This is a genomic window from Negadavirga shengliensis (assembly GCF_042652345.1).
GTDB classification, from domain to species: domain Bacteria; phylum Bacteroidota; class Bacteroidia; order Cytophagales; family Cyclobacteriaceae; genus Negadavirga; species Negadavirga shengliensis.
The window spans coordinates 498734-514887 of record NZ_JBHSJJ010000003.1 but is presented as its reverse complement, the minus strand read 5'-3'; the positions used below and the strand labels follow the sequence as shown (position 1 = coordinate 514887).

At 46.3% G+C, this 16154-nt stretch carries 16 protein-coding genes and 1 pseudogene; 7 read left to right on the top strand and 10 right to left on the bottom strand.

All coding sequences use genetic code 11. The features are described from left to right. From ACFPFU_RS07610 to ACFPFU_RS07600, 3 genes and pseudogenes are all read right to left on the bottom strand, one after another. Nucleotides 1–1875, bottom strand: coding sequence for a DUF389 domain-containing protein (locus tag ACFPFU_RS07610; protein ID WP_377063115.1), 1875 nt, complete (start codon nucleotides 1873–1875; stop codon nucleotides 1–3). Nucleotides 1876–1914: 39 nt separating this feature from the next. Next, nucleotides 1915–4032 (bottom strand): methylmalonyl-CoA mutase, encoded by a 2118-nt coding sequence (gene scpA / locus ACFPFU_RS07605; RefSeq protein ID WP_377063218.1) that lies wholly within the window; start codon nucleotides 4030–4032, stop codon nucleotides 1915–1917. Between the two features lie 36 nt (nucleotides 4033–4068). Beyond that, nucleotides 4069–5088: pseudogene (locus ACFPFU_RS07600) on the bottom strand (methylmalonyl-CoA mutase family protein); the annotation flags it as partial. Nucleotides 5089–5268: 180 nt separating this feature from the next. Here ACFPFU_RS07600 and ACFPFU_RS07595 point away from each other — a divergent pair. The 3 genes from ACFPFU_RS07595 to dnaA all read left to right on the top strand — a co-directional run bounded on the left by ACFPFU_RS07595 (nucleotide 5269) and on the right by dnaA (nucleotide 8482). Then, nucleotides 5269–6042, top strand: coding sequence for a 5'-nucleotidase C-terminal domain-containing protein (locus ACFPFU_RS07595; RefSeq protein ID WP_377063113.1), 774 nt, complete (start codon nucleotides 5269–5271; stop codon nucleotides 6040–6042). Between the two features lie 2 nt (nucleotides 6043–6044). After that, the gene (locus tag ACFPFU_RS07590) at nucleotides 6045–6956 is read left to right on the top strand and encodes a bifunctional metallophosphatase/5'-nucleotidase (RefSeq protein ID WP_377063111.1); all 912 of its coding nucleotides are present in this window, start codon (nucleotides 6045–6047) and stop codon (nucleotides 6954–6956) included. A gap of 110 nt (nucleotides 6957–7066) precedes the next feature. Next, a complete protein-coding gene (dnaA, locus tag ACFPFU_RS07585; protein WP_377063109.1) occupies nucleotides 7067–8482 on the top strand; it encodes a chromosomal replication initiator protein DnaA in 1416 nt (471 codons plus the stop codon). Between the two features lie 50 nt (nucleotides 8483–8532). Here dnaA and ACFPFU_RS07580 read toward each other — a convergent pair whose 3' ends face one another. The 3 genes from ACFPFU_RS07580 to ACFPFU_RS07570 are packed head-to-tail and all read right to left on the bottom strand — an operon-like array spanning nucleotide 8533 to nucleotide 10715. Continuing rightward, complete coding sequence (locus ACFPFU_RS07580) at nucleotides 8533–9294, bottom strand: DUF3298 and DUF4163 domain-containing protein (protein ID WP_377063107.1); 762 nt, start codon at nucleotides 9292–9294, stop codon at nucleotides 8533–8535. Nucleotides 9295–9298: 4 nt separating this feature from the next. After that, nucleotides 9299–10297, bottom strand: coding sequence for a methylmalonyl Co-A mutase-associated GTPase MeaB (meaB, locus tag ACFPFU_RS07575; RefSeq protein WP_377063105.1), 999 nt, complete (start codon nucleotides 10295–10297; stop codon nucleotides 9299–9301). Nucleotides 10298–10313: 16 nt separating this feature from the next. Then, complete coding sequence (locus tag ACFPFU_RS07570; protein ID WP_377063103.1) at nucleotides 10314–10715, bottom strand: hypothetical protein; 402 nt, start codon at nucleotides 10713–10715, stop codon at nucleotides 10314–10316. A 50-nt stretch (nucleotides 10716–10765) separates the two neighbouring features. Between ACFPFU_RS07570 and ACFPFU_RS07565 the strand changes: the two genes are divergently transcribed. The 3 genes from ACFPFU_RS07565 (at nucleotide 10766) to ACFPFU_RS07555 (ending at nucleotide 12438) form a co-directional block, all read left to right on the top strand. Then, complete coding sequence (locus ACFPFU_RS07565; RefSeq protein ID WP_377063101.1) at nucleotides 10766–11302, top strand: CopD family protein; 537 nt, start codon at nucleotides 10766–10768, stop codon at nucleotides 11300–11302. A 76-nt stretch (nucleotides 11303–11378) separates the two neighbouring features. Then, nucleotides 11379–12005, top strand: coding sequence for an SCO family protein (locus ACFPFU_RS07560; RefSeq protein WP_377063216.1), 627 nt, complete (start codon nucleotides 11379–11381; stop codon nucleotides 12003–12005). A 10-nt stretch (nucleotides 12006–12015) separates the two neighbouring features. Continuing rightward, nucleotides 12016–12438 carry a c-type cytochrome gene (locus tag ACFPFU_RS07555; RefSeq protein ID WP_377063099.1) on the top strand — a complete coding sequence of 141 codons (423 nt, stop codon included), beginning with the start codon at nucleotides 12016–12018 and terminating at the stop codon, nucleotides 12436–12438. Here the strand turns inward: ACFPFU_RS07555 and ACFPFU_RS07550 are convergent. Continuing rightward, nucleotides 12432–12782 carry a hypothetical protein gene (locus ACFPFU_RS07550; protein ID WP_377063097.1) on the bottom strand — a complete coding sequence of 117 codons (351 nt, stop codon included), beginning with the start codon at nucleotides 12780–12782 and terminating at the stop codon, nucleotides 12432–12434. The two genes, ACFPFU_RS07555 and ACFPFU_RS07550, sit on opposite strands and share 7 nt — an antisense overlap. A gap of 228 nt (nucleotides 12783–13010) precedes the next feature. On the opposite strand from ACFPFU_RS07550, the gene ACFPFU_RS07545 reads away from it, so the two are divergent. Next, entirely contained in the window at nucleotides 13011–13838 is an 828-nt protein-coding gene (locus ACFPFU_RS07545) for an aminotransferase class IV (RefSeq protein ID WP_377063095.1), read from the top strand. Nucleotides 13839–13844: 6 nt separating this feature from the next. On the opposite strand, the gene ACFPFU_RS07540 is transcribed toward ACFPFU_RS07545, so the two are convergent. From ACFPFU_RS07540 to ACFPFU_RS07530, 3 genes are all read right to left on the bottom strand, one after another. Continuing rightward, the gene (locus ACFPFU_RS07540) at nucleotides 13845–14231 is read right to left on the bottom strand and encodes a hypothetical protein (RefSeq protein WP_377063214.1); all 387 of its coding nucleotides are present in this window, start codon (nucleotides 14229–14231) and stop codon (nucleotides 13845–13847) included. Between the two features lie 69 nt (nucleotides 14232–14300). Further along, complete coding sequence (locus ACFPFU_RS07535; RefSeq protein ID WP_377063093.1) at nucleotides 14301–15521, bottom strand: ABC transporter permease; 1221 nt, start codon at nucleotides 15519–15521, stop codon at nucleotides 14301–14303. Next, nucleotides 15518–16153 (bottom strand): ABC transporter ATP-binding protein, encoded by a 636-nt coding sequence (locus ACFPFU_RS07530; protein WP_377063091.1) that lies wholly within the window; start codon nucleotides 16151–16153, stop codon nucleotides 15518–15520. The genes ACFPFU_RS07535 and ACFPFU_RS07530 overlap by 4 nt, the downstream gene beginning before the upstream one ends. Nucleotide 16154: the final 1 nt, after the last annotated feature.

Genomic DNA, 16154 nt, shown 5'->3' with positions numbered 1-16154 from the left:
TCAAAGCACTTTCAGCCCGACTGTCACTTCCAACTCCACCTCTTCCCCGACGATGTCCTCTATTTCTTTTTTTACTTCCCGGATCTGGCTTTCATTCAGAGTATGGTTAGAAATTATTTTTACCGCCAACCGCATGGGCTTCACCTGTCTCACAAAGACATCCCTCAACACCATTTCATCGATTCTGTGACCGTTCAATTTGGAAATCACATCCTTTTCCCTCACCATGTCCATAAATCCCAAAAACAACGGCATACTGATCAACGCCACGATCACCAGCGAATATAGCAAACCCTTTCGGGCCAGCCGAAAGGGGCTGAAGCCCAGCAGCAAAAAAGTCAATGCCGCGGCAAGCACCATTCCTGCAAGGTTGGTCAACAATAAGAGAAGAGCGCCGGTAAATATGGTCCAATCCAGCCACCCTAATCCGATGCCTGATACTGCCAATGGTGGTACAAGCGCCACCGCTATAGCTACACCCGCCAGGGTTTTGGCCACTTCTTCTTTGGCATTGGCGTAGGCACCGGCCACCCCGGAAGCCACCGCTATCCCCAGATCCAACAGATTCGGCCTCACTCTGGCCAGGATCTCGTCATTAGAAATGTTCAAAGGGGTCAGCCAGGTAAGCGCCACTGCACACAAATAGCCCAAAAACATCCCCAAACCGATAGCTTTGGCACTGTCGAAAATCAGCGTTTGGTCTTGCCTGAGCACCCCCATGGCCAGGGAAATGATGGGTGCCATCAATGGTGCTAGGATCATCGCGCCGATGATCACGGGGGAAGAATTGCCAAAGAGCCCTAAGGTCGCAATGAAAGTGGACAAAACCATCAGCACCAAATAACTGCTCGAGGCCCGCGAATTCTCCCTAAGGCTCGAAAAAAGGTCCTTAAACTCTTCCGTAGAAGCATGATGGATAAAGGGTAATACTCCCCTCACCAGTTCATCCCTTGCTTCACCCCGCGGCAATACTTTTACCTTGAAAATCTCTTCTTCATTATGCTGGCCGCCCATCTCAAGGTGCTTGCCGGGAACAATGTGAATGGCTTTGGGAGCCACCACCAATTCCAGTTCCCTTGCACTCATCAGGACCCCATCATGGGAATAACTGATTGGCTCATTGCTCTCCACCACAAAGGTCCCCGTCTTGATATGAGCGGCGAATGGCGGAAAACCCCGTTTTCCTTTTCCTCTGAAAAAACTGTTGAGGCCAAACCAGACCAGACCAGTAACACTCTTCGGTGCCAGGATAATGATGTGCATCTTACCATCATTAATATAGGAGTCCTCAAGAATCCGCCGGCTCAGAATATTGCTTTTTCCATGCTGCACAATGACCATTCCAATCGCCGCCGTGTCCAATTTCTCCTTGTTACCTGCTTTGATGACATACCGGTGAAACCGGGCTCTTTTGAACAGGCTGAAAAAATACCTGACTTTTTTCCAAAAACGCTGCCAGGCTGTATGGGCTACTGTTCCGGTCATCACACTCAGCGATTCCCCTATCACTACTGTATTGAATACCGGCCTGCCGTTCACCGTAAGGATATCTACTTCTTCCGTGGTTTCTGCAGAAAGCATGTTGTCAAGGCTGGTTTGAAGGTCACTGGCAACTCCAAACCCCTGCCGGCCATGCACAAGCTTGGGATGGGGCAACAAACCTACCCGCCATGCCTTTTTTAAAGCAATGGGAAAAAATTCCTTCAATTGTTCGTCAGACAGATAAGTGACAACAAAATCTTTTTCCCCAAGTTCTATGCGGACATCGGTATTGAAAGCCAGCTTAAGTTTCAGGTGTTCAGCCAGGGTAGGAATAATATTTTTCTCCACCGTGGACCATTCCTTTTCATCATATAGCAAAATGATACTTTTCATTTTGATGCTTTCGTTACCATCAATACTAAATTCTTTTTTTTAAGACCCTCTTTGCTCTCCCTGCATCAGTTTGTCCAATATTTCCAGCGCCGCTCTGGAAAGGTTGGTTCCGGGACCGAAAATAGCCGCCACACCGCTTTCTTTCAGAAACCCATGATCCTGGCTGGGAATTACACCTCCAGCCACCACCATGATATCCTCCCGGCCAATGCCCCTCAAAGACGCCAGCAATTTTGGCAGCAGGCTTTTGTGCCCTCCTGCCAAGGAGGACACGCCGATGATATGAACATCATTTTCCATCGCCTGTCTGGCCACTTCTTCAGGTGTTTGAAACAAGGGGCCTATATCAACGTCAAACCCCAAATCCGCAAACCCCGTGGCAATGACTTTGGCCCCCCTGTCATGGCCATCCTGTCCGATTTTGGCTACCATGATTCTAGGCCTTCTGCCTTCCAGCGATGCAAACTGATCGGCTTTTTCCCTGACTTTAAGCACCCATTCGTTATTTTTCATTTCTTTTATGTATGTACCTGTAACGGATGTAACCTGGGCAGTGTATCTTCCAAACGCCTCTTCCATGGCATAGGATATTTCACCGAGGGTCGCCCTGTGCCGGGCAGCTTCCACCGCCGCTGCCATAAGATTCCCCTTCCCTTCCTTTGCCATTTGTCGAAGCCGGTCCAGGCTCTCCCTGACTTTTTCCGTATTCCTTTTTCCCTTGATATCCTTTAATTTCTCCACCTGGCTCTCCCTCACCCGGCCACTGTCTACTTCTAAGATATCAAAATCATATTCATCCTCCACTAAATAACTGTTTACGCCGACAATCAGCTCCTCTCCTTTATCTATTCTGGCCTGTTTTCGGGCAGCCGCTTCTTCAATTTTCATCTTAGGCAAGCCTTTTTCCATTGCCTTGGTCATCCCGCCCATTTCCTCGACTTCATTTATATGCGCCCTGGCTTTTTGTACCAGCTGGTCTGTAAGGTATTCGACATAATAGGAACCTCCAAAGGGATCCACTGCTCCGGTAATCCCTGATTCATGCTGGAGATAAAGTTGGGTCTCCCTGGCAATTCCGGCCGAAAAATCCGTAGGCAAGGCTATAGCCTCATCGAACGAATTGGTATGCAGGGACTGGGTATGCCCCAATATCCCGGCCACCGCTTCGATGGTCGTGCGGCAGATGTTGTTAAACGGGTCCTGTAAGGTCAGTGACCAACCGGAGGTCTGGCAATGTGTCCGTAGTGCCGATGATTTGGGGTTTTTAGGACCAAACGGTTGAATCAGATGAGCCCAAAGTAGCCTCCCAGCTCTCAGTTTGGCGATTTCCATGAAATGGTTCATCCCCAGTGCCCAGAAAAAAGAAAGCCGGGGTGCAAAATCATCAATATGAAGCCCGGCCTCCAAGCCCTTCCTCACGTATTCCAGCCCATCCGCCAAGGTATAGGCCAGCTCCAGATCCGCCGTCGCACCGGCTTCATGCATGTGATATCCTGATATGGATATGGAATTGAATTTAGGCATGTGCCTGGAAGTATACGCAAATATATCGCCGACGATCTGCATGGAAGCCTCGGGTGGGTATATATAGGTGTTGCGGACCATAAATTCCTTCAGAATGTCATTTTGTATGGTACCGCTCAGTTTTTCAGGAGCCACACCCTGTTCCTCGGCACTCACCACAAAAAATGCCATTATAGGGATTACTGCGCCGTTCATGGTCATGGATACCGATACTTTATCTAATGGAATTCCTTCAAACAGTGTTTTCATGTCCTCCACCGTATCGATGGCCACACCTGCCTTTCCCACATCCCCATAAACCCGCGGATGATCAGAGTCATAACCCCTGTGAGTGGGCAGGTCAAAGGCAACAGAAAGCCCTTTTTGTCCTGCTTTTAGGTTTTTACGATAAAATGCATTGGATTCCGCGGCGGTGGAAAAACCCGCATATTGCCTGATGGTCCAGGGCCTTTTTAAGTACATACTGGCATAAGGTCCCCGCAAAAACGGCGGGCTGCCTGCCCCAAAACCCATATGTGGGAGTTTGCCGATGGCATCCCCTGTAAAAAATTCCGGTACGATGATTTTTTCGGGACTTTCCCACGAAGATTTTGACCCTGATCGATGTGGTCTTTGCTCAGCGCTTTTTGTCAGATTAAAGTCCGGAAAATAGGATTTAAGTTTTTCTTCCCATCGCTCCAGAATGGCTGCGATAAGATTTTCGAAAAACCAGGCGCCTGCTACAGGATCCAGGGTTTTGTTGAAGTGGGCCTCTTCCTTTAGGATGGTCCCGATATGACGGCCGATCCTGGATGAAAAAGCAGCAGGTTTCTTATCGCCAAAATCTATTGGCTCCACCCATACGGCATCCGCTCCTCCCAATACCGCGGCCATGCTGGCCGTTGTTTGGTGGATCACGGTGTTGTAATCCCCCTCTTTAAGTACAGGCACTTTTACCCACAGCTTCAGGGGCCCCGCAGTACCGGATGTCGCCACATGAAGATGCAACCGGGCAAAGATAATTTTCAAAGCCTTCCAGAAAGCAATATCCAGAAAGTACTTCTTACCGGCTTCTGCTAAAACAAACAAATTGTCCCATATTCCATTTACTAGCCCCTCCTGCTTTCCCCGGATCAGCATCAAGGCAACTTTTTCCAACAACGCTTCTCCCTCACTTATCCTGTCCCCACCGCCTGTCATGTTCACTCCCAAAACCTTGAACTGTGGATGAGAGGCGGATAGCCTGATGAGGCTTTGCAAGGTCTCTCCGTACCCTTTTGAATAGCTCTCATCCCGGATGTCACCCTTTATCTGCAGCCCCCCTCTCAATTCAGAGGGTGCCAGTCCGGTGGAATTTACCCATGCAAGAAACCGCTGGAGAAGGAGAACAACATCCCCTTCAGCGACTATCCAAAAACTCACATATTGGGGCATTACCCCTTTCAACCGCTCATGAAGGTCTTCTTCACCATTGAGAAAAAGAACAAGGCCCTCCGCCCCGCCTTGCAGGCTTTCCAGAATTTCCTTATTGGCCAGCCGGTCATCCTGCTGGTCCACATATGCCAGGTTATCCCAATGTCTGGGGGCAGGTGAACCGGCTATTGGTTCCCCATTAAGGTTGTGGTCAAATGCCTTTAGCCAGGAAACAGCCTCATCTTCGGTATAATAGGGATCGATTTTTAAGTCTTTTCCGGCAACAAAGTCCAGCATTTCCTCGGTAAGGCCTTCTTGTTTTACCAGTTCCAACCACTTCTTTTTATTCGTTCTGGGGAAATTATAAACCGTATTTTTTTTCATATAATTAATCGCAAAAAAAGAATTATCCACATATTTGCAGCGTCATTCATACCAAAAATAAGGTTTTAACTTTCCAAAACCGATTATTAGGGCATGCAATTTATCCATTCTTTTTCCACTCCATCCATAAAATTTTCCCTTGTATGCATTTTCGCAGCAGGATTGATCCTTTCCGGATGTGCGGGTTACCAGATGAGCGGTTCATCAGGGAGCTCGGTCAGTATAGATGGGGAAGTGCTGCCGGACACCACCATTCAGCAATTCATAAATCCTTACAAAGCCCGGCTGGAAGAAGAGATGGGCCAGGTTATCGGCATGAGCGCGAGGGAGTTAGGAAAACCCGGCAGAGGGGAAAACCCGTTGGGAAACCTGGTGGCGGATTTTCAAAAAGAATTTGTGGCAGAAGTCTGGGGTATTGAAGCCGATATTTCCGTGATCAACAACGGCGGTTTGAGAACCCTCTTGCCAAAAGGAGCAATAACCCTCGGCAAGGTTTATGAGATCTCCCCCTTTGAGAATTACCTGTATATCCTCGAATTAAGTCCGGAAGATGTCAAAACCCTTGCCCATTACACCGTGCATAGACAGAACCTCAGTATTTCCGGAATGCACCTGAAAAGCAGCGACAACCAACTGGAAGAATTATTGATCAATGGAAAGCCGTTGGACACAAACAAAACATATCTTTTGGCCATCAATGATTACCTGGCCAATGGAGGGGATGATATGCCTTTTCTCATTCCTGTAAGGAGGTACAGGACCTCCACCACGTTGATAAGAGACGTCATCATCACCAAAATAAAGGAGTTGGAAGCCGCCGGAAAAATGATAGACGCCCGGTTAGAGGGAAGACAACTGCTGAACTGACCATGAACAGGAGAGTTTTTATAAAAAAGAGCCTGATTACTTCGGCGACAATTGCCGCAGCGGGGCCATTGACACAAGCCATGTCTCCACCTAAAAGCAGGCACATCTGTATCCTGCATACCAATGATATGCATTCCAGGATCGAGCCTTTTCCGGATGATGGCAGCAGTTTTGCAAACCAGGGCGGGATGGCTAAAAGGGCAAGTGTGATCCGTAAAATCCGATCAGAGGAGAAAAACGTCCTGCTGCTGGATGCGGGGGACATCTTTCAAGGCACACCCTACTTTAACTTATATGGAGGCGAACTGGAATTCAAACTTATGAGTGAACTGGGCTATGATGCGGCCACCTTGGGTAACCATGATTTTGATAACGGCCTGGAAGGACTGAAAGAGCAATTACCCCATGCAGGTTTTTCTTTTCTCTGTTCCAATTATGACTTTAAGAAAACCGTCCTGAAAGATGAATTTCGACCTTATCAGGTCTTTCACAAAGGAGGGCTTGCTGTAGGCGTTTTTGGCCTTGGAATAGCCCTGGATGGGCTTGTTCCGGCCCAAAGCTATGGTGAAACAGCCTACCTTGACCCGGTGGCGGTGGCCAGGGAAATGGTCCAAGAGTTAAAAAGTAAAAAATGTGACCTGGTCGTTTGCCTGTCTCATCTGGGCTTCAGCTATAAATCCCAAAAAATCGATGATCAAAAACTTGCGGCCCAGGTTGAAGGCATCGATTTGGTGATAGGAGGCCATACACACACTTTTCTTGATGAACCTGTCACTGTAGAAGGGCCACATGGATACCCTACTTTGGTCAATCAGGCAGGATGGTCAGGATTGCGCCTCGGTATGATAAAATACGAATTTTCAAGAAAAAAAAATTTAAAAAAGGCCATTACAAACAACCTCGCTATAAAGTAAAAAAGTCAAGGGAAATTTGATTTTTTATTTAGAATAATTTTCCACAAATTTGTTTCCCCCTATCAAGGAGTCAGCACTGTTTTTTACCATTTTCGGTTAAAAGTACTTTAATGAATTCAGAGGCGAATGCTATATGGAAAGAATGCTTACGTGTCATTGAGCAACACGTTAACGAGCAGAGTTTTTCTACTTGGTTTAAGCCAATAAACCCAGCCAGAATAGATGGGTCCGTGCTCACCATCCAGGTACCCAGTCAATTCTTTTATGAGTGGCTGGAAGATAACTATGTGGAAGTACTGAAACTGGCCATCAAAACAGTTTTGGGAGCCAGTGGCAGACTTGAATACGCGGTGATCGTGGACAAGGGAAATTCCCATAACCAGCCTTACATGGTAAGTTATCCGCAGGGAAACGTGCAGTCCAAAAAGAAGGAAGTGGTCCCTACGCACCACAGTCCCTTTGACTTGCCCACGTTGGATTTCGAAACCATGCTGCAGTCCAACCTTAGTCCCAATTACACTTTCGGTTCTTTTATAGAAGGGGATTGTAACCGCCTTGCCCGATCCGCAGGTTTTGCCGTCGCCAACAAACCGGGCATCACTTCCTTCAATCCATTGATGGTATATGGCGGCGTAGGCTTGGGTAAAACCCATCTGGTTCAGGCCATCGGTAATGAAATCAAAAACAGCCTTGAAGATAAGTTCGTCCTCTACGTTTCCTCGGAAAAATTTGTAAACCAGTTCATGGATGCCATTAAGGAAGGCAGCGTGAAATCATTCACCAATTTCTATATGCAGGTGGACGTATTGATCATTGATGACATCCAGTTTTTTGCGGGAAAAGGCAGGACCCAGGAGATGTTTTTTCACATCTTCAACCACTTGCATCAGAACAAACGGCAGATCATCATGACGTCCGACTGTGCTCCCAAAGACCTGATGGGATTGGAAGAGCGGCTGATATCAAGGTTCAAATGGGGACTTACCGCTGACCTGCAGATGCCGGATTTTGAAACCCGGATCGCCATCATCAAAAAGAAAATGCAGTCAGAAGGGATTATGATACCCAATAACGTGGTTGAATACCTCGCTTATACGGTAGACACCAACGTCCGCGAGCTTGAGGGGGTACTCATTTCCCTTATTGCGCATGCTTCCCTGAACCGGGTAGAAATCAATCTTAGTCTTGCCAAAACCATCATGAAAAATATCGTCAAAGATATTGAAACAGAGGTGAGCATCGATTTTATCCAAAAAACCTGTTCGGAATATTACGGCATCAAGCTGGAGGACTTAAAAGCCAAAACCAGGAAAAAGGAAATCGTACTGGCCAGACAAGTGGCCATGTATTTTAGTAAGGAATTTACCAACCATTCTTTAAAATCCATTGGATATCATTTTGGAGGACGTGATCATAGCACGGTAATCCACGCTGTACAGGCCGTCAATGACCTGATGGAAACGGACAATTCTTTCCGCAATGCGGTCAACGAGCAGAAAAAACAATTCAAAATCCGCTCTTATTAAGAAACTTAAAAAAACCGCTTGATCCATGGGAACAAGCCCATAAAAGGAAATCAAAAAGGAGGCTTCACTACGCCTTTCACTTCATCCAGCGGAAATCTCAACTCGGTATAGCCCATAACATAGGGGCCGATCTCATAGGGATTATAAACCATCATCCACTCGTCATTCTCATAACCAATGGCCTGAGGAAGGAAAAAACCTGCTTCTTCTATAAAAAATCTCTCATCATCCCTTAAATCGGCGTCTTTGGAAATGCCATGAAATTCCCTGAATTTCTGCTCTGTCAGTGCCAGCATCTTTTCCCTGTCAAGCAACAGCTCTGGAGCAGACAATAATTTACCGCCCTCTACCAAATCGAAATTAAAGTAGTTGACAAAGCTATTGGGATGGGCGCCTCCCGTATAAGCGTAACTGCTGAGCTTCACGGTAAGGACCTTATCCGACTCAAACACTTTTTCTGCAACCACTTCAATCTCCCAGTCTGTAGCAGAAGCAGGAAAAGAGTCTCTGAAGTCCTCATAGCTGTCCAGAAAATCCTCCACAGCCTCATCCACTGTCGTATTCCTCTCTCCTCCATACCCCAGCGCCAGGACCATTTGTTCTTCTAATGCTTTAACGATGGGGTCAGATGGCTCCCGTTCAACAATCGGGTAGGTCAATTTCACCTCGGCACAGTTATCTAAAATACAACGTTGATAGACATGCGTGCGGCCATCAATATGGGTTTCGGCCACCTGTTGCCGCGGCCCATTACCTGCACAACCTGTCCAGATAAAAAATAACCAACATAATCCGCGTAAAACAGCATCCATTATTTCACTCTTTTTCATTGAAAAAACGCCTGACCAAATTCCTTGCCATACTGGTGGCGGCCACTTCTCCTTCTTTTACTTTTAAACGGGCTTCGCCCAATTCCCATAATATACCGGAATGGGAATAAAACCTTTGGTGAAGCAGGTATTCAATATGTTCCTCCATCCAATGCAATTGTTGGTCCTTCCTGTTGTTTGATAAAAACCCGTTGGAGGTCATCTTCTCCTCATAATCCAAAATCAGTGACCAGATTTCATTTAACCCATCCAAAGTATGGGCGGAACAAATCATCACAGAAGGAGACCAGTCCTTTTCGGGTTCGGGAAAATAATGCAACACCTTCTTCAATTCCTTCTGGGTTTTGACTGCCCTCCCAAGATTGTCCCCATCAGCTTTGTTGATAACCAACAAGTCCGCCATTTCCATGATCCCTTTTTTAATTCCCTGGAGCTCATCACCTGCTCCGGTAATTAACAACAGCAAGAAAAAATCCACCATATTTTTTACCGCCGTTTCTGATTGCCCCACCCCCACTGTCTCTATGATGACCGTATCAAACCCGGCCGCTTCGCATAAAAGCATCGTTTCCCTGGTTTTCGCAGCCACGCCGCCGAGACTTTTGCCAGTAGGAGAAGGCCGGATATATACACGTTGATTCCGGGCCAGTCTTTCCATTCTGGTTTTGTCTCCCAAAATACTGCCATGGGTTTTTTGACTGCTGGGGTCGATCGCCAGTACCGCCAGGCTTCTTCCCGAATCTAAAATCAGATTACCTATGCTCCCGATAAAAGTACTTTTTCCCACTCCCGGCACACCGGTAACCCCCACCCGGAGCGAGCGGCCGGTATAAGGCAAAATCTGCTCGATAAGCTTTTCGGAAAGCAGTACATCCTCCTCCAGGGAACTTTCTATCAGCGTGATAGCCCGGCTTAACACAGCCCTGTTCCCAGCGAGAACACCCTGCACGTAATGGTCAAGTGGCAATCTCCTTTTTTTCATCATCAAATGGGCGGTTGTTTCACTTAAATGGGTACCTGACCAAACCCGACTCACCCATTGCCGTCTTTTCGTAGCGGGCTACACAGCTTGCTTCCAATGCCTGATCAAAATGAGGGTACTCCGGAGCGATGGACATCTCTGTATGTTCCTGATTAAAAAAGAAAACCTTGGTGTTACCATACTTGGTATGGGGCATGTATTCACCATAGCTTTTCATCTCTTTCCAAAGGGTATCGGGTGTATAGACTGCATATATCCTAACTATGGGTCCAGTATTGTTTTCATTTCTGTACTTTCCGATTTCTTTATAGGTTCCCTCCATGTCAGCTACACCGGGTTGCCGGAATGTGTCATAAAATATCCAGAAAACCACAATCAACACCAGGGCTGCCAGAAAATAAAAGATGGATTTTGTACGCATAAATGGTCCGGTTTTCTATGAAACCCTTAATTTAGCCTAAAAATTCGGGAATGGCCTTTGAATACGTTAAAGCACTTCATATAATTTTTATTGTAACCTGGTTTGCCGGCCTTTTTTACATTGTCAGACTGTTCATCTATCAGACAGAAGCATTGGATAGGCCCGCCAACGAGTCCAAAATCCTAAAGCCTCAACTGGATTTGATGGCTTACCGGCTTTGGTATATCATTACCTGGCCATCAGCCATTCTCACCTTGATTTTTGGGATATGGACACTCAGTCACCGGATGGCATTCCTGCAGTTGCCCTTTATGCATGCCAAATTGTTTTTTGTGGTCTTGCTCTACGGTTACCACATCAAGTGTCACTTTATCTTCAAAGCCCTGCAAAACGGCGTGGCTAAATGGTCCAGCACCCGGCTTAGAATATGGAATGAAGCATCCACCCTGCTGCTGTTTGCCATTGTGTTCCTGATTGTGGCCAAAAATCTTCTCAGCATGGTTTGGGGGATTTTAGGCCTGGTGGGTTTGGGTGTATTGCTGATGCTTGGCATCAAACTCTACAAAAACATCAGGAAAAGGAACTAATACCCTGCCTGACTTGTCTTAATTCAAAAAACAGGAAATGAAAAACACTTCTTTTCTTTTTGTGGCTGTTGTTTCGATGGCTCTTTGGGCGTGTGGGCCCGAAAACGCCCGCGAGGCGGATCTTCCTGTTCTGGGTAATAAATATACGGAAGAGAAGACCGTGGAGGGTAAGCTCGTAGTAGATACGGTATACCACCAAATAGCCCCCTTCAAGCTGATCAACCAAGAAGGGGATACGGTGACCAATGGCAATGTGGAAGGATACGTATATGTGGCGGATTTCTTTTTTACCAGTTGCCCTACCATCTGCCCCGTCATGAAAACACAAATGCTAAGGGTATATGAAAAATTTAAGGGGGAGCCTGATTTCAGGATTTTAAGCCATACCATTGACCCTAAGTATGACACGGTTGCCTTGCTGAAAGACTATGCCGCCCGACTGGGGGTGGGCAACGCCAAAACTTGGAATTTTCTGACCGGAGACCAAGAACAGATTTTTGAATTGGCCCAAACAAGTTACCTTACCACCGCGATGGAAGACAAATATGAACCGGGAGGCTTTCTACACAGCGGCGCATTTGTACTGGTAGACCAACAAGGCAGAATCCGGGGTGTATATGATGGCACCAAAGAAACCCAGGTCAACCGTCTTATGAAGGATATTCCCAAACTTTTAAACAAGAATGCGGCTCTGGGCAGTTAGTATCCTCATCATGGCTTTATCAGGTTGCATGCAGGGGTGCGGCCAAAAAGGCGACAATGGGCTGAAGGACATCAAAGACCTGAAAACCAAACAGTATGCCATTGAGGGCAGACAGCTATACCTGCAGCACTGCGCCAATTGCCATCAAGAAGACGGAACAGGTCTCGGAAGGCTGATTCCACCATTGGCTGGGGCAGATTACTTGCTGGAAGATACCGAAAGAACGGTAAGGATCATTAAGTATGGTATCAGCGGGGAAATGACTGTCAACAACCTGGATTACAATCAACCCATGCCCGCCAACCCAAAACTCAGTCCGTTGGAAATTGCCCAGATTACCACCTACATTTACAATGTGTGGGGAAACAAAAAGGGCTTGGTTACTGCCGGGGAAGTCGGGAAATTTCTGGCATCCCCTGAAGGATCTCAATAGCGGCTGAGCAGGGAATCCGCCTCATGCATGGAATCGTCAACGTCTTTTCGGACCTTTTCTATTTTTTTTAATTGGTCCGTTAAATATTTCTCGACCTCTTCTTCGGTCATATCCGAATATTCGCTTTTAAATTGTCTCATCCATACAAACATGTTGTCATATGCCTCTTCACAGGAATGGGCCGCCGATCTTAATTCCTGAATGGCAATATGGTTATCGATCGCTTCATCGCTGCTTTCCATTTGATTGGCCCTCTCCAAAAGCTCTTTTTGATAGGTTTTCAGGCTTCCTATTCTCGGCATAACTTCATCATGTACACTGATTACTTTATCTTTAAGCTCCATATTCTCTTCTTCCGTTTTGGAACAGGAAAATATGAAAAGGGAAAATATAACTATTATGGAGAAACATCTTAAATTCATAGCCAAATAGGGTCTGCGTGGTTTAATGGTCCACAAAGTTAAAAAAATCCTTGAAAATCCACACACCGATAATATATCGATTTATAAAAAAAAATCATTATTATATTAAAATAAAAATTAAAAATTATAACTATTTACTGAAAATATAATATGAAATCTTTTTGCTTCGCAAAATCTGAAATCATCGACAGCCGGCAAGCCCAAGTCCATCCATCAGATATCGCCATCCTAAGAGGATATGCCATTTTTGATTTTTTCCGCGTTGTGGACCACATCCCCCTTTTTCTATCCAAATACTTGGATAGGTTTATCAGTTCAGCGGACAAAGCCGGACTGCAGTTGGTATATGACAAGTCCGTCCTCAAAGATATCATTTTCCAATTGATAGAGAAAAACAATCACCGGGAAGGAGGCATGAGGATGGTGTTGACAGGAGGTATCTCCAAAAACCATTTTCATCCGGACGGGGGAGATTTATTTATTTTCTGCGAACCCCTCCAAATGCCGGCCCCGGAAAAATATGAAAATGGCGTGAAACTATTGAGTGTAAATTATGTAAGACCTATCCCGGATATCAAAACTACCAACTACACGTACCCTTGTTACCTAAGTTTGAATTGGCAGGCACAAAAAGCCGAGGACGTGATTTACCATCATCAAGGCAAAGTTTCTGAAAGTTCAAGGAGCAACATTTTTATGGTAAAAGGGAATGAAATCATCACACCGGCCTCCAATATTCTGAAGGGAATCACCCGGGAACAGGTCATGCGGTTATCCGGAACAGTAAAAGTGGAGGATTTTTCTCTTGAAGAACTGCTCCAGGCAGACGAAGCATTTATGAGCAGCACCACAAAAAGAATTTTACCCATAACCCGGATTGATGAGCACCGGATCGGGAACGGTAAACCCGGCCCTACCACCAAACAGCTTATGAAGGCCTTTTACGGGATAGAACAGGAAATCCCATCGCAAAAATGACCGGCCTTATTGGGAAAGCAACTGGGCCTCTTTGAGGATGTACATCAATTTCTCCGGGTCTTTGTCATTCAGTTCCAGTTTGCCTTTTACCTTTACCCTTTTTGAGGTGTATTTGATGGGATCTTTCAGCATCACTTCCATCACCGTTTCCGGTCCGCCCGATCCGCAGAAGAAACATTCTGCCAAGGGAAGGGATGATAAAATAATGTGTTCGGGTTTGAACATCCCCTCGAAAGGGATAATATAACCGTCTGCAGTTACTTCCTTGCCCTCCAGTTTTTTGATTTTCTCACTGAAAACCGGAAGGTAGAGTTCCCCAAATTCATCCTCACCTATTTTGTAAGTGACGTCGGAAAGATCCTTCCATACGCTAACCTGTTGGGCCTGAAGCATTTGAGAAAATCCAAAAAAGACAAGTCCAACCCATACGATATACTTATTCATCAGTTAATGTTTTAATTATTATTTCGTCAATTGTTTTGCAATATCTGTCCGGTATGCATTTAAAGCAGGTATAAGTGAAGCCACCACGCCTACGGCCAAGGCATACAATACGATCCATCCTTCTTCCGCCAAAAACAAATCGGCCCTGAGACCGGACATGGCGCCCTGCTCATTGTTCATAACCAAAATCCATAAAAAAAAGTGTCCTATAAACAAGCCGGTCAAAGCACCAAGGAAAGTCAAAAGCAATCCCTCCAGCAAAATATGGGTGAAGAGCTGCCCCTTCGATGCCCCGATGGTCCTCATGATGGCCAGATCATATTTGCGCTCCTTTAAGGAATTATAAAGCGCTATAAATATCCCCAAACCCGCTATGCCGATGATGATGATGGCCAGTCCTTTGACCAGAGAGATACCTACGCCCAGCAGCTCAAACAACCTTGATATTTCGAAGGAAGGGGAGGCTGCCTGAAGTGCGCTTCGGGCGTTGATAAACCTCGGCAGTTGCACGGCGGCGATAGGGTTTCTGTATTGCACCAGGAGAGAGGTTACCTCTCTTTGCTCATCAGACTGCGGAAATCCGGAAGTGGCCACAGCGCTTTCAAACTTCTCGTGATCATGTTCCTCATCATGGGTATACCATACCGACTCTAGGCTGGTAAGCACCAATTGGTCCGTTACGTTGCCTGAGGCTTCCAGAATCCCCACCACCTCATAGTCATGCTCGTCATGATCATGACTGGAGGACCCGATGCCGTGGGAACCTGCAAACCTGCTCCCAAGGGAGAGTTCCAGTTTTTTAGCAACCTGGCTGCCCAGTACTACTTCAAAAGGTTTATGCCAGGCATTCCCCTCTTTGAAGGAAACCCCATAAAGTTCCAGGTAGTCATGGTTGGTGCCTACGATTCTGTATCCCTGATAATTGTCTCCCAGTCCGAGTGGGATTGCATTTTTTATCAGCCTGTTTTTGGAAATGGAAACAGCTTCATCCAAGTCGATGTTCCCTGTGGGAAAATCGATATGGTAGACGGAAGACAATACCAATTGCAGCGGGCTGCCTTTCGCACCAATGACCAGATCAATTCCGGTAGCATCGCGATTCATTTTGTTTTCAAACTGGTCCTGAATCAAAATGAGTACAGTAATAATGGCCAAACCCAGGGCGAGCAACAGGATGTTCAACCCTGTATTCAAGGGTTTGGCAATCAAATATTTCCAGCTTAATTTCAGTAAATTCATAGTGGCCCTCCTACTGTTATTCGGTTGGAAATGTGTGCTTTGACCCGTTGGTCATGGGTGACTATTACCAATACCGCATTAAGTTTTTTGGCCTGGCTTTGCAGCAGTTGTATCACGGTTTGCGCATTTTCATCGTCCAGGCTGGCTGTGGGCTCATCTGCCAGGATTACTTTAGGGCCGTTTACCAGCGCCCTGGCTATGGATACCCGCTGCGCCTCGCCCTCACTGAGGGTGTGGACAGATGCATTTTTTTTATCGGTAATCCCCAGTTCAGCGAGATAGGTATCCACCAGCTTCAGGTTGTCGCTTCCCGCAAAAAAATGCGCGAGACGGAGGTTTTCCACTACCGACAAAGCGCTGATGATGTGTGGCTTTTGGAAAACAATACCGATGTTTTTACCACGAAATTTGTCGAGTACGTTTCCTGTGAGGGCGTACAGGGATGTGCCGTTGATCAGTACCTCTCCCCCCAAAGGTTTGAGTAATCCTCCCAAAATGTTCAAGATGGTGGTCTTACCGCTTCCTGATCTCCCCAATATCAGCAATTCTTCTCCACCTTTCAGGCTGATATCCGGAATAATAAATTCAGGTAAATTGTCATATTTAAATCGGATCGACTTGCAGATCAGCATT

Excerpts from the sequence above, each read along its gene's own strand:
- ACFPFU_RS07545 (WP_377063095.1), top strand. The coding sequence starts at position 13,011 with ATGAAATCTTTTTGCTTCGCAAAATCTGAAATCATCGACAGCCGGCAA.
- ACFPFU_RS07560 (WP_377063216.1), top strand. The coding sequence starts at position 11,379 with ATGGCTCTTTGGGCGTGTGGGCCCGAAAACGCCCGCGAGGCGGATCTT.
- ACFPFU_RS07610 (WP_377063115.1), bottom strand. The coding sequence starts at position 1,875 with ATGAAAAGTATCATTTTGCTATATGATGAAAAGGAATGGTCCACGGTG.
- ACFPFU_RS07540 (WP_377063214.1), bottom strand. The coding sequence starts at position 14,231 with ATGCTTCAGGCCCAACAGGTTAGCGTATGGAAGGATCTTTCCGACGTC.
- ACFPFU_RS07535 (WP_377063093.1), bottom strand. The coding sequence starts at position 15,521 with ATGAATTTACTGAAATTAAGCTGGAAATATTTGATTGCCAAACCCTTG.
- ACFPFU_RS07555 (WP_377063099.1), top strand. The coding sequence starts at position 12,016 with ATGGCTTTATCAGGTTGCATGCAGGGGTGCGGCCAAAAAGGCGACAAT.
- ACFPFU_RS07595 (WP_377063113.1), top strand. The coding sequence starts at position 5,269 with ATGCAATTTATCCATTCTTTTTCCACTCCATCCATAAAATTTTCCCTT.
- ACFPFU_RS07590 (WP_377063111.1), top strand. The coding sequence starts at position 6,045 with ATGAACAGGAGAGTTTTTATAAAAAAGAGCCTGATTACTTCGGCGACA.
- dnaA (WP_377063109.1), top strand. The coding sequence starts at position 7,067 with ATGAATTCAGAGGCGAATGCTATATGGAAAGAATGCTTACGTGTCATT.
- meaB (WP_377063105.1), bottom strand. The coding sequence starts at position 10,297 with ATGATGAAAAAAAGGAGATTGCCACTTGACCATTACGTGCAGGGTGTT.
- ACFPFU_RS07565 (WP_377063101.1), top strand. The coding sequence starts at position 10,766 with ATGGCCTTTGAATACGTTAAAGCACTTCATATAATTTTTATTGTAACC.
- ACFPFU_RS07530 (WP_377063091.1), bottom strand. The coding sequence starts at position 16,153 with ATGCTGATCTGCAAGTCGATCCGATTTAAATATGACAATTTACCTGAA.
- ACFPFU_RS07580 (WP_377063107.1), bottom strand. The coding sequence starts at position 9,294 with ATGGATGCTGTTTTACGCGGATTATGTTGGTTATTTTTTATCTGGACA.
- ACFPFU_RS07550 (WP_377063097.1), bottom strand. The coding sequence starts at position 12,782 with ATGGAGCTTAAAGATAAAGTAATCAGTGTACATGATGAAGTTATGCCG.
- ACFPFU_RS07570 (WP_377063103.1), bottom strand. The coding sequence starts at position 10,715 with ATGCGTACAAAATCCATCTTTTATTTTCTGGCAGCCCTGGTGTTGATT.